Annotated in this window: 13 protein-coding genes; 2 read left to right on the top strand and 11 right to left on the bottom strand. The window is 41.8% G+C overall.

The window, feature by feature from the left end; all coding sequences use genetic code 11:
* Positions 1–180: 180 nt before the first annotated feature.
* The 6 genes from MMO38_RS13510 to ribF form a co-directional block, all read right to left on the bottom strand.
* Positions 181–726 carry a type 1 glutamine amidotransferase domain-containing protein gene (locus tag MMO38_RS13510; RefSeq protein ID WP_241323878.1) on the bottom strand — a complete coding sequence of 182 codons (546 nt, stop codon included), beginning with the start codon at positions 724–726 and terminating at the stop codon, positions 181–183.
* Between the two features lie 322 nt (positions 727–1,048).
* Positions 1,049–1,597 carry an NAD(P)H-dependent oxidoreductase gene (locus MMO38_RS13505; protein WP_241323877.1) on the bottom strand — a complete coding sequence of 183 codons (549 nt, stop codon included), beginning with the start codon at positions 1,595–1,597 and terminating at the stop codon, positions 1,049–1,051.
* Positions 1,598–1,715: 118 nt separating this feature from the next.
* The gene (locus MMO38_RS13500) at positions 1,716–2,198 is read right to left on the bottom strand and encodes a peptidylprolyl isomerase (RefSeq protein ID WP_004667902.1); all 483 of its coding nucleotides are present in this window, start codon (positions 2,196–2,198) and stop codon (positions 1,716–1,718) included.
* Between the two features lies 1 nt (position 2,199).
* The gene (gene lspA / locus MMO38_RS13495; protein ID WP_241323876.1) at positions 2,200–2,730 is read right to left on the bottom strand and encodes a signal peptidase II; all 531 of its coding nucleotides are present in this window, start codon (positions 2,728–2,730) and stop codon (positions 2,200–2,202) included.
* Positions 2,723–5,560, bottom strand: coding sequence for an isoleucine--tRNA ligase (gene ileS, locus MMO38_RS13490; protein WP_241323875.1), 2,838 nt, complete (start codon positions 5,558–5,560; stop codon positions 2,723–2,725). The genes lspA and ileS overlap by 8 nt, the downstream gene beginning before the upstream one ends.
* 53 nt (positions 5,561–5,613) lie before the next feature.
* Complete coding sequence (gene ribF / locus MMO38_RS13485; RefSeq protein ID WP_241323874.1) at positions 5,614–6,615, bottom strand: riboflavin biosynthesis protein RibF; 1,002 nt, start codon at positions 6,613–6,615, stop codon at positions 5,614–5,616.
* 207 nt (positions 6,616–6,822) lie between these two features.
* On the opposite strand from ribF, the gene MMO38_RS13480 reads away from it, so the two are divergent.
* Positions 6,823–7,956: a TDT family transporter gene (locus MMO38_RS13480; RefSeq protein ID WP_241323873.1), complete on the top strand. Its 1,134-nt coding sequence runs from the start codon at positions 6,823–6,825 to the stop codon at positions 7,954–7,956.
* Positions 7,957–8,028: 72 nt separating this feature from the next.
* On the top strand, positions 8,029–8,595 hold the full coding sequence (locus MMO38_RS13475; RefSeq protein WP_241323872.1) for a 5'-nucleosidase: 567 nt from the start codon (positions 8,029–8,031) through the stop codon (positions 8,593–8,595).
* A 100-nt stretch (positions 8,596–8,695) separates the two neighbouring features.
* Here the strand turns inward: MMO38_RS13475 and MMO38_RS13470 are convergent, their stop codons facing one another.
* The 5 genes from MMO38_RS13470 to ssuD form a co-directional block, all read right to left on the bottom strand.
* A complete protein-coding gene (locus MMO38_RS13470; protein ID WP_241323871.1) occupies positions 8,696–9,079 on the bottom strand; it encodes a hypothetical protein in 384 nt (127 codons plus the stop codon).
* 124 nt (positions 9,080–9,203) lie between these two features.
* The gene (locus MMO38_RS13465; RefSeq protein WP_004667910.1) at positions 9,204–9,815 is read right to left on the bottom strand and encodes a TetR/AcrR family transcriptional regulator; all 612 of its coding nucleotides are present in this window, start codon (positions 9,813–9,815) and stop codon (positions 9,204–9,206) included.
* Between the two features lie 241 nt (positions 9,816–10,056).
* Positions 10,057–10,857, bottom strand: a complete 801-nt coding sequence (locus tag MMO38_RS13460; RefSeq protein ID WP_241323870.1) for an ATP-binding cassette domain-containing protein — start codon at positions 10,855–10,857, stop codon at positions 10,057–10,059.
* A gap of 13 nt (positions 10,858–10,870) precedes the next feature.
* On the bottom strand, positions 10,871–11,674 hold the full coding sequence (ssuC, locus tag MMO38_RS13455) for an aliphatic sulfonate ABC transporter permease SsuC (RefSeq protein ID WP_241323869.1): 804 nt from the start codon (positions 11,672–11,674) through the stop codon (positions 10,871–10,873).
* Positions 11,671–12,846: an FMNH2-dependent alkanesulfonate monooxygenase gene (gene ssuD, locus MMO38_RS13450; protein WP_241323868.1), complete on the bottom strand. Its 1,176-nt coding sequence runs from the start codon at positions 12,844–12,846 to the stop codon at positions 11,671–11,673. The genes ssuC and ssuD overlap by 4 nt, the downstream gene beginning before the upstream one ends.
* Positions 12,847–12,851: the final 5 nt, after the last annotated feature.

Here is a 12,851-nt window from a genome sequence, read left to right as displayed (position 1 = left end):
TGATCCCTTCCCGAACTCAGAAGTGAAACCTCTTCGCGCTGATGGTAGTGTGGCACTTGCCATGTGAGAGTAAGTCATCGCCAGCTTTTAAATACTAAACCTCCCAACTTATGTTGGGAGGTTTTTTATTGGGGAATGAAAAGTAAAATTATTAGTAGAAAAATAGACTAAACTCTAATCTTAGGTTTGAGTAAGCTCTTTTAGAATTGCTTCGTTAAACTGCGGAATGTCATCTGGGCAACGTGAGGTAATCAGAGGCCAGTCATTGGTGTTACAGCGATGTACAGCTTCATTCACCCAATTCGCTCCTGCATTTTCAAGATCTAAGCGAATACTTTTATATGAGGTTAGATTCTTATCTTTGATTCGCTCTGCATTGATTAGAATCCAAGGTGCATGACAAATTGCAGCAATAGGTTTTTTCTGATCAGTAAAATATTGAATAATTTTGTGTGCTGTTTTATTGAGGCGAAGACTATCTGCATTTACAGTACCGCCCGGAATGATCAAAATGTCATAATCTTCTGCCGAAACCTGATCTAAAGACGTTTGAGGGGAATAAATAGGCCCTATTTCTTTATCACTTTTCACTGTTTGTACTTTTTGAGATGTCTCTGCGGCATGTATGACTTCAATCCCTTTAGCTTTTAAGAACTCAAGGGGCTGGATAAGTTCATCGTGTTCAACACCTACATTTGAAGTTATAAATAATACTTTTTTAGCCATCGTAGTTTCTCCTCGAGATTGCTTTTAGTTAGGTTAGCAATGCAAAAGCGGGAGAAATGTAGTGCTTTAAGTGGCAGATTGTATCTTAAAAGACAAGATGTCTAGTTCTGTTACATACTAATAAAAGTAATAAAAAAAGCCCCATCATCCTGATGGGGCTTTTTTCGTATTTAGTTTATTGTTGCTTACTTCCTATAAACAACCACTTCCTGTGGGTCTTGTTATTCTGAAGGAGACTTCCTGTCTCTGTATGATTTGTATATTAAAGTGAATACGGAGCACTGTATATCCGTCAATGACCCCGATCACTGTACGTTCAGGCTTACAGTGAGGCTGAATGATATTTCTTTAATTTCTCAACCATTCCTTTCAAACCCTTCACCTCAAATTCATTTGCTTCAAAGGTTTGTTCTTTATTACGTTTGAAAATATCCCGAATTTCTAAGGTCGCATTAGAATCAATCATGCCAAGTTGTGTACCCACCTGACGGATCTGATCAATTGAACGAGAACCATTGGTTGAGCCATAACCGATGTAAGCAGCAGGTTTACCTTGCCATTCCTTACCTAAGTAGTCCAATGCATTCTTAAGCGCTGGGCTATAACCATGATTATATTCAGGGCTAATCAAGATAAAAGCATCAGCAGTTGCAATTTTATCGGCCCACTGTTGTTGTTTGGGTTGATCATAAATTCCTGTGGCAGGAGGGTGAGCACCTGCAAAAATAGGCAGATCCCATTCTTTCAAGTCTACGATTTCTGTTTGGATGTTTTCCAATGAAAATGCTGTAATCGCCTGCTGTAGCCAATTGGCTACTTTAATCGCAGTGCGTCCTTCACGAACACTTCCAACAACAATATGAATGAGCATTTATTAATTCCTATAATTTATTTGTTTGACGATTTAATTTTCACGAATATGAGAAGGTCTAAATAATCTTATACTTATCTTGAGGGATAAAAAAAGCTCTCATTTGAGAGCTTTTGTGTTACATCAGTTTAATGGCTTGCTGACCCGCAGGGGTGACTTTAAAGATTTCGACCTCAAAAGTAATGTTTTTCCCTGCCAATGGATGATTAAAATCGATCTCTGTGATGTCATCATTGACTGATTTCACGATACCAAACAAGCTTGCTTTGGCTTTATCTTCGAATTCAATCATATGACCAACGATTGGAGGTTGCTCAAACTTTACTGTATCAAAGGTTTGGATATTTTCAGGATTCCAAGGACCAAAAGCATCTTCAGGTGGCAAATGTACGGTACGACGGTCGCCTGCACGTAAGCCAAATAAAGCCTTTTCAAATCCAGGTAACAAGTTACCATCACCAATCACAAGACTGACGGGCTCTTCACGGCCACGTGTGTTGTCAATCTCAACACCATTTTCAATCGAAACAGAAAAATGCAAATCAACTTTTGAGCCATCTTGGATACGCGTTTCTTCGTTTGGTTGGATAATGTCAGTCATGTTATGCATCCTTGTTTTGGTTGCGTTTCTTTTCAAGGAAGAAGGTATCAATCAATAGCAAAATAGTCCCTAAGGTAATGGCACTGTCTGCAATATTGAACGCTGGGAAGTGGCTGTTTTGATAGTAAACATGGATAAAGTCCACCACATAGCCCAAACTAACGCGGTCAATTAAATTACCAATCGCACCACCAAGAATCAATGCAATCGCCATCGGTAAAACGACCATTTTCTTCGGCATACGCATCAGCCAGAAAATAAAAATGACTGAAACTAAAGCTGCTAACGACGTAAAAAAGTAGCGTTGCCATCCACCAGCGTCAGATAAGAAGCTAAATGCTGCGCCATAATTATGCAGTAATGTCCAATTTAGAAAAGGCAATACTGGAATAGGATCTGCATAATTTAAATGCGAGCTCGCAATCCATTTGGTCCATTGATCCAACACGATGGCGAGGAGTGAAAGTCCAAGCCAAAGTAGATTGTGTGGGTAAAATTGGAACAAGCCCGTTTTGGTTTGTGAATTAGGCATACTTTCTCACTTCGCCACTGCCAGTGACGTTGACGATACAGCGGGAGCATAAACCAGCATGACCAACATGTGTATTTACATCAGGCAATACATGCCAGCAACGTACACATTTTTCACCTTCAGCAGCCGAAATTCGAACACGTAAACCAGCAAGGTCTGTGCTTTCACCTTGCTCAGCATAAGGGTGAACGATGACTTGAGAGGTGATCAAGACGAAACGGAGTTCGTTAGCCAATTGGTTTAATACTTTTTCTAGCGCTTCATCTGCCCAGAGTTCAACTTTAGCAGATAAGTTACTGCCCACCAGTTTAGCGTTACGTGCTGCTTCGATCTGTTTATTTACTGCTGACTTTACGCTAATCAATGTTTGCCAATCTGCTTCAGTGATTTGTCTTTCAGCTGAGGCAACAGGGATGTCATACCATTCAGCGGTGAACACGTATTTTTCAGTTTGTTCTGGAATCAGTGACCAAGCTTCTTGCGCAGTAAAGCTCAAGATAGGAGACATCCAGCGGACAAAGGCCTGAACGATATGATACAGCGCAGTTTGAGCAGATAGACGAGCTTGTGAATCGGCTTTAGTGGTGTATTGACGATCTTTGATGATGTCGAGATAGAAACCACCCAAATCGTTAATACAGAACGTGGTTAATGCGCTACACACCGCATGGAAGTTCATTTCTTCATAAGCTGCAACAATGGTTTTTTGTACATCGTGAGCACGTTGTAAAATATATTGATCAAGCTCGATCAATTGGTTTACAGGGAGCGCATCGGTACTTGGTTTAAAACCATTTAAGTTGGCAAGTAAGAAACGTAAGGTATTACGAATACGGCGATAGCTATCGCTGACACGACTAAAGATTTCTTTACTCGCTGCGATTTCATAGCGGTAGTCGCTAGAGGCAACATACAGGCGTAAGCCATCTGCACCCAATTGCTTGATGATTTCTTCTAATGGAATGTAATTCCCCAATGATTTAGAGAGTTTACGACCATTTTCATCAACCGTGAAGCCATGGGTTAGCAATGCTTTATAGGGTGCACGATTATGGGTTGCGATCGAAGTGAGTAGCGAAGATTGGAACCAGCCACGATGTTGGTCTGAACCTTCTAGATATAAATCAGCAGGACATTCCAGTTCTTCACGTTGTTCAAGCACCGCATAGTGTGTCGTACCTGAATCGAACCATACATCTAAGGTATCGCGAATAGCATTATATTGTTCAGCATCTGCACCAATAAAATCTTTGGCTTCACGATTAAACCACGCATCAATGCCTTCCTGCTCGATCAGTTTCGCAACTTCCTCGATCAATTCAGGGGTGCGAGGGTGTAATTCATTGGTGTCTTTATGCACGAAGAATGGGATTGGAACACCCCAAGTCCGTTGACGAGAGATACACCAGTCTGGACGACCATCAATCATTGACTCAATACGGCTCTTACCCCAACTTGGTACGAACTCAATGTCATTCTCGATTGCATGGAGTGCTTTACTACGCAAGTTTTCTTGATCCATGCTAATGAACCATTGCGGTGTCGCACGGAAGATAATCGGCGTTTTATGACGCCAGCAATGTGGGTAGCTGTGTTTGATCGGTTGATGCGCCCACAAACGACCTGTCGCCCCTAAAGCTTCAATGATTTTTGGATTGGCTTTATAGATGTGCTCGCCAGCAAAGATAGGGGCAGTCGGTAAATACACACCGTTGCCACCCACTGGGTTATCGACTTTAAGGTTATATTGTAAGCCGACTTTATAGTCATCCACACCATGTCCAGGTGCAGTATGTACCGCCCCTGTACCGCTGGTTGCAATAACGTGCTCACCTAAAATGATTGGAACTTGACGATCTACCAGTAATGGATGCTGAAGCAACAAGTTTTCAAGTTTGTTACCGGTAAAATCAGCCAAAACAACAGGATGCTCAAGCTTGTAACGCTCAATCGCCGATTCAACTAAATCTTTGGCCAAAATAAAGTTTTGTTTAGCGCGGTCAGTGCTGACCTGAACCAACTGATAGTCAATTTCAGCGTGTAATGCAACGGCTTGGTTGGCAGGCAAGGTCCACGGTGTGGTGGTCCAAATCACGATATCAGTCACGTCTTGGACTTCTACACCTAGACGCGCACTTAAATCCTTGAGATCAACAACGGTAAAACCAACGTCAATCGCATCAGATTTTTTATCTTCGTATTCAACTTCAGCTTCAGCGAGGGCAGAGCCACAGTCCATGCACCAGTTCACGGGTTTTAAGCCCGGCTGAACGTGACCATTTTTTTGAATTTGACCTAAAGCACGTACAATATCGGCTTCTTGCTTAAAGTTCATGGTCAGATAGGGATTATCCCAATCACCTAACACCCCTAAGCGTTTAAAATCAGCGCGTTGTATATCAATTTGTTGTTGTGCATATTCACGGCAGTGCTTACGGAACGTCGCAGCATCGACTTTTTCACCGACTTTACCGACTTTTTCTTCAACTTTAAGTTCGATCGGTAAACCATGACAGTCCCAACCGGGTACATAAGGCGCATCAAAACCTGCCAAAGTACGACTTTTGACGATAATGTCTTTAAGCACTTTGTTGACGGCGTGACCTAAGTGAATGGTACCGTTCGCATACGGAGGGCCATCATGCAAAATATATTTTTTCTTACCAATACGCGATGCACGAATCTGCTGATAAATGTTGTCGGCATACCACTCTTCTAACCATTTGGCTTCACGCACAGCCAAATTTGCCTTCATGGCAAATTGAGTGTCAGGCAAATTGAGTGTGGTTTTATAATCCACTGCATTTTCAGGAGTTTGCTTATCGCTCATGCAAGTTGTCTTCCAGTTTGATCAGTCTAAACTGACAGGTTTTACAATTAAATTTAAAAAGGAAATTCTGGTGTACGCTTACGATAATCTCGTAACTGCTGTACATCATCATCAATTCCAGCTTTGAGTGCTTCAAGCGAAGGATAATTCAGTTCACCATGTAAATAGTGAAGAAAGGTTACCCGCATTAATAAGCCATACAGATTAGCAGAAACATCGGGGAAATGTACCTCTAATCGCCATTCAGGTTGAGCTTGTTGAATCGCAGGGCGTGTCCCTACATGACCTGCGCCAAACAAACTGTCACCTTGGTATCCTGCAATACCATTTAACGCAGGATCTGCATGTTTTATTTTTGCTGTAAGTGACGCATTTTCACATACGACATCTACAGCATAAATCCCACTTAAACACGGTTTATGGCGGTTTAAGCGGACATTAATCGTTGGGAAATCAAGGGTACGTCCGATTTGATCACCGTATTGCACACGACCTGTGATGCTATAAGGGCGACCCAGTAACTTTGCTGCTAATGCAAGATCACCTGCTTGTAAGACCTGACGAATACGCGTTGAACTAACACGGTCACCATTTAAGGCAACGGTATTAAGGTTGATCACATCAAAACCATAATCGCGTAAAAAACTGCTATTGCCTTGACGATCTTTGCCAAAATGAAAGTCATCGCCTAATACCAAGCTTTGGGCATTGAGTTTGAGTTTGAGTAATTCAGCGAATTCGGTGGCGTTTAAACTTCTAAAATAATGATCAAATTTGGCGACAGCAATATAGTCGACGCCCAGCTCTGTTAAATATTCTACTTTTTCGCGTAGAGAGCTAATGCGTGGTGGCGCATCATAGCCTTTAAAAAATTCGAGAGGTTGTGGCTCAAAAATCATCACTAATGTTTTTAAGCCTTTGGCTGCTGCCAATGTTTTGAGTTGAGCAATCATCGCTTGATGCCCTAAATGGACACCATCAAAATTGCCAATCGTTACCGCAGTCGGCGGTAACTGAAAATCTGGCGATAAAGCGTTGAGACGAAGCAACTTCATGGGCGTTAAATTCAGCGAATTTTGCAAAGGCTGTATTTTGCCATATTCTCAGCGTTTCGTCTTGTTGTTGTGTTTTTATACAAGATATTTTCAATATTTAAGAATTGTATATCAATTAAATTTATTCATTAAATAAAAATAAATCAATTTTTCTTATTAATAAATTAGACTAAGATTCTCTTATCGTCGCTTTACTTAGAGCTAAAGATGAAAAAGCCATTTTACCAGTTACAACAGAGCAGAGATGTGATTCGTCATTTTACCCCGAACTGGTTTACTGCAACCATGGGAACGGGGGTGGTGGCAATGATTTTAGCACAGTTACCTTTTGCGTCATCGCTCATGTTTATGCTGGCAACCAAATTATGGCAGTTCAATATTCTGTTATTTAGCACTTTTAGTGTTCTCTATATCTTACGTTGGATTCTGTTTCCAGCAGAAGCCAAGCAGATTTTCACGCATCCCAATATGAGCTTATTTTTGGGTGCAATTCCGATGGGCTTGGCAACGATTGCCAATGGTTTTCTAAATTTTGGTACAGCGTTATATGGTGATATTGCCATTCAAATTGCACAATATCTTTGGTACATCGATGTGTTTCTTGCCGTTGTGATTGCGTGGCTCGTGCCATTTTGTATGTTTAGCTGTCAAGATCATCATTTACATCGTATGACCGCAGTTTGGTTATTACCGATCGTGGCGTGTGAGGTTGCAGCAAGCTCTGCGGGTCTGTTAGTACAACATTTGGCAGCAGATCAACATGCTTTTTATATTTTGATCACGGGTTATGTGTTGTGGGGAATTTCTGTTTTGCCTGCTTTTGCGGTATTGACGATTTTGATGTTGCGCTTGGCCTTGCATCAACTGCCTGAAAAAGAAGTGGCGATCTCAAGTTGGTTGTGTTTAGGACCGATTGGCACAGGGGCGTTGGCCTTACTGTTATTGGGTGAACAAGCACCACGGATCATGCAAGCCATGGGTTTCGAAAGCTTAGCAATATTATTGCCTGCTCTCGGGATTGTGGGGAGTCTGGTGTTGTTAGGTTTTGGGGTGTGGTGGTTCGGTATCGCCATTTTAACCACACTGAGACATGCACGAACTGGCATTCCATTTAACTTAGGGTGGTGGGGTCTGACTTTTCCATTTGGGGTCTTTATCTTAGCGATCTTTAATTTGGCACATCAGTTACATATTGATGCGCTACAGTATGTCGCTGTGGTTTTAAGTCTACTTTTAGTTGGCTTATGGGCTTTGGTAATGAAGAAAACAGTGGCGGGCGCATATAGTGGCCAATTATTTTTCTCTCCTTGCTTGGTCGCATTGCAGCAGAAGATGCAATAATATTTGAGCTGTGGGAGACCACGGCTTTTTTTATATATGGTTTTCAATTTCACCTAAAACGAGTTCTAGTGTATGCGTGCTGATGTTGCCTTGATTATGGCTTTGCCAAATGAATCTAAAGGTCTGTTTGAACAGGCGGGGATTAATGTTCATTACAGCGGAATTGGCAAAATCAATGCGGCATTTAAAGCCTTTGAGGTGATTCAAAAAACAGGATGTAAGACTTTAATTAACTTGGGTAGTGCAGGGAGTTCGCATTTTAATGCACATAGTCTGGTTGAAGTAATCACATTTGTGCAGCGGGATATGGATGTGTCTCCCTTAGGTTTTGCGGTGGGTGTCACGCCAATGGATGATGATATTCCTGCCGAAATTCATGCACAGCCCCATTTTGAGTATTTACCTAAAGGGGTTTGTGGAACGGGAGACTCCTTCGAAACAGGACAGCCGAAAGTAAGCTGTAATTTAGTGGATATGGAAGGCTATGCTTTGGCAAAAGTCTGCCGTAAGTTGGATGTGCGCTTGATTTCAGTCAAATATATTACCGATGGTGCGGATGATACGGCCCATCTGGATTGGGAAGAGAACTTACTCTTGGGTGCTCAGAAATTATTGGCATTTTATCAAGCGCATTTTTAAGTGCAAAGATTAAACGTTACAGCGTGTAAGAGTGGACTTTTTGGTATGTGCTTGAAATTAAAATTTTATTTTATTTCGAGTTCGCATAAGCGCCATTATGTTAAATGAAGTTTATAAAAGGAAAAGTTCGCTTAAATTTTTCTAATATATGGGGATTTTTCTTTAGGTATTCAATGGATTGTTCTTGCGTAGAAATAGGGTCAAAAATATCTATTCCCCTTATATAAGAAATGCCCTCTAACGCTATTTTCTCTTTTTTTGATAGTCCAGAGCCTGGTACAAATCCAATAACTAAATGAATCATTGCTAATGAGTCTTCGAAATCTATAAGATCAAACATATAAAGTGGTATTTCATCTTGATTTAAATCGTTAATACAAAGCTCAACCCATTGCCTAAACTCATTTAAATTAATTGCTTCTGAAAATAGACACCCAATAGCAAACCCAAGATCAGAACTTTCTTCTTTATATATTTTCCACATACTTAAATTTTTCTAAAATTAATATAATACGGCTTATGCGTAATCATTTGGCAAGAAAAAGCGACTAACAAAGTCGCTTTTTTAGTGTATTTCAATCGCTAAAATTAAGGCTTGTGAAGAAAATTTAACGTGGTAATGCGCCGTACAGCATCAAATGTACTGTGTGCTCAACAGAGCGTTGGTACATGCTGCGATTGCGCAAGGTTTTACCCGTCACCATTTCCATTTGTGTGGAAAAATCAGCATAGTTTTGGGTGATTGCCCAGATATTGATAATAAACAGTTCAGGATCAATTTCTTTAGACAATTTACCTTGTTCTTGCCAAATTTGGATCACTTTGGTTTTGCGTTTAAATAGCTTTTTCAAAGGACCTTTTAAGATAGGTAAAATATGCGGTGCACCTTGGATAATCTCCAGTGCAAACAAACGCGATGCTTTCGGTTGATCGCGTGAGCTTTCTAGCTTTTGAATTAAATAGTGGGTGAGTGCTTCGGTCGGCTCAAGTTCTGATTCCAATGTTTGCAAGGGCGCAAGCCACTTTTGCAACACCGTGGTTAGCACCTCGACGTATAGAGACTCTTTATTTTCATAGTAATAGAAAATATTAGATTTGTGCATACTAGCGAGTTGTGCAATCTCATCCAAACTAGCGCCACTGAACCCATAGACGGAAAAAACATCTAGGGCAGCATTCAGCAGTTGATTGCGCTTTTGTGTACTTTTTTTCTGTTCCATCTGCGAGCTTGATTCAAAAAATGTCATTGACATTGTAAGATAAATTGTCGGTTTTGTGCACAAGAACACAGTTTTTTATTAAAAAAAATGTAGTTCTTAGATTAACGGTAACGATGTGTTTGAAAATGATGGATATCTAAAAATTGAATTACATGATTTGTAAATTATTCCTGCTGCATTGAAGGGCAAGCACTTCGCATTTTTATGGTATTAACTATATTTTAAAGTCGATGAGACGGTTTCAGGTAGCTAAAACCGCATCTAGGACGTGCTGTTCGAGTTGTGCAAACGCAATACTTTTTTTACGTGGACGTGGCAGGTTGACCTGAAAGTTGTGAGCGATGTGTCCTTGATCGAGTAAAATAATCCGATCGGCAAGTTGGACTGCTTCACTAACATCATGGGTGACCAAAATCGCCGTAAAGCCTTGTTCTTTCCACAACTGTTCAATGAGCTTTTGCATTTCCAAACGCGTCAGTGCATCTAATGCCCCTAATGGTTCATCCAGCAACAGAATACGTGGCGTATGGGAGAGGGCACGCGCTAAAGCTGCCCGTTGGCGCTGCCCCCCAGAAAGTTGTGCGGGCCACTGCATCGCTTTGTCTTTTAAACCAACTTTTGCTAAAAGCGTTTCTGCTAGGTGATGCTGGGTTTTGGTTAAACCTAATTGTACATTTTGTAAGATGTTCTTCCATGGCAGCAAGCGAGGGTCTTGAAACATCACTCGAATATCAGCACTGGTGATGCCTTCCCGAAAGTTACGTGCAGACTGGAATTTAATTTCACCGTAGCTTGGTTTTTCCAGTTGGGCAATCAGACGCAGTAGTGTGCTTTTGCCGCAACCACTACGCCCTACAATGGCAACAAACTCCCCAGCTTGAATATTCAGATCTAAATCTTCTAAAACTTTGACCTCGCCATAAAACTTATAGAGTTGTTCAATCAAGATGTCTGCACCATTTGCGGGAGCGGTTGGCGTTTCTGGCTCAGCCACAGGTTGGATCAAGCTGTCATCAAAGAAATTTAAATTTAAGTTGCTCATATTCATCTCCTTTTTATTTTTGATAGCCTGCATGCCAGCGCAATAAATAATGTTCTAAAGCTTGTGCCAATACGTCCGCTAATTTGCCCAGTAAGGCGTAGAGTAAAATGCCGACCAACACGATATCTGTTTGTAAAAACTCGCGTGCATTCATGGTCATATAGCCGATTCCTGCTTGCGCTGAAATGGTTTCCGCCACGATGAGTAAGACCCAAACCAACCCTAAAGAAAAACGCAGCCCGACCAAAATAGAAGGCATTGCACTGGGTAAAATAATCTCTTTATAGAGTTGCCAGCGATTGAGTCCGTAACTCTTACCCATTTCAATCAGTTGAGGATCGACTGAGCGAATACCGTGGTAGGTATTGATATACATCGGAAAAAATACACCGACAGCAACCAAGAATAGTTTGGCCGTTTCATCGATTCCGAACCATAAAATCACCAATGGAATCAGTGCCAGTGCTGGGATGTTACGGATCATCTGTAAGGTGGTATCAAGCAAGGTCGAAGCAATTCGTGATGAACCATTCACAAGACCTAAAATAAGCCCTAAACCACCCCCGACCAATAAACCCAACAACGCTCGACCAGCGCTGACTTTGACATGTTGCCAAAGCTCACCACTCACCAATAAATGCCAAAAAGCACTCACGACAGCCGTTGGTGCGGGTAGCACGCGACTTTGTAATACACCCACACTTGAGGCGATTTGCCAGATCATGACCAATAAAATGGGGAACAACCACGGCAGCAAACCTCTCCCTAAACTTTTTGTTCCACGTGAAACATCATTGAATAGCGTCTGTGCACTCATACGCTCTCCTTAACCACTTTTCTGGGTTGCTTGACCTCAGGCACATAGTTATTGGCAATGATTTCACCAAATGGTCCTGTTAAATGCGGTTGTGCCAATTTCTCTCGAGTTTTAAGTGGCAGTAAAGGGAACACCAATTCAGCAAAACGAATTGATTCTTCTAGATGTGGGTAGCCAGAGAAAATAAAGGTATCAATCCCCAAATCAGCATATTCTTGGATACGTGCTGCAACTGTTTCAGGATCACCGACTAAAGCAGTTCCTGCACCGCCACGAACTAAACCAATACCCGCCCAAAGGTTAGGTGAGACTTCAAGTTGATCTTTACGGCCCCCATGTAGCGCTGCCATGCGTTGTTGCCCAACCGAATCCATTTGAGCAAATTTTTTCTGTGCTGCGGCAATGGTTTCATCGTCGAGGTATTGGATCAGTTCATCCGCAGCAGCCCAAGCCTGTTCATTGCTTTCGCGGACGATGACATGTAAGCGAATACCATAGTTCAGCGTACGTCCTTTAGCCGCAGCTTTGGCACGCAAGTGTTCGATTTTTTCTTTCACCGCAGCAGGTGGCTCACCCCAAGTCAAATAGGTATCCACTTGTTCAGCGGCAAGCTCAGTTGCTTCCTCTGATGAACCACCGAACCATAAAGGTGGATAAGGCTTTTGTACGGGTGGATAGAGCAGTTTGGCATCATCGACACTGAGACGTTCGCCGTGAAAAGTAAATGATTCACCTGTATGCGAGCGAGTGAGAATTTCTCGCCAAATTTTTACATATTCAGAAGCTGTCTGATAACGAGTGCTGTGGTCTTCATACAGACCATCACCTTTTAATTCTTGCTCATCTCCGCCCGTAACAAGGTTGAGGAGAATACGACCATTCGACAAACGATCAAAAGTTGCTGCCATACGCGCAGCGAGTGACGCTGTGGTGATCCCTGGACGTAATGCAACGAGGAATTTAAGTTGTTTGGTTGCATCGATTAAACTCGCCGCCGTGATCCACGGGTCTTCACATGAGCGCCCTGTTGGAATCAAAACACCGGCATAACCTAAATGATCGACTGTAACGGCAATTTGTTTCATATAAGCATGATCGACCTGACGAGCACCCTTACTGGTACCTAAATAACGACTGTCACCGTGAGTGGGGATAAACCAGAAAATATTCATGTCGA

Source organism: Acinetobacter sp. NIPH 1852 (assembly GCF_022549455.1).
In the GTDB taxonomy this organism is placed as follows: domain Bacteria; phylum Pseudomonadota; class Gammaproteobacteria; order Pseudomonadales; family Moraxellaceae; genus Acinetobacter.
The sequence above is the reverse complement of the archived record's forward strand: the minus strand, read 5'-3'. Positions and strand labels throughout refer to the sequence as shown.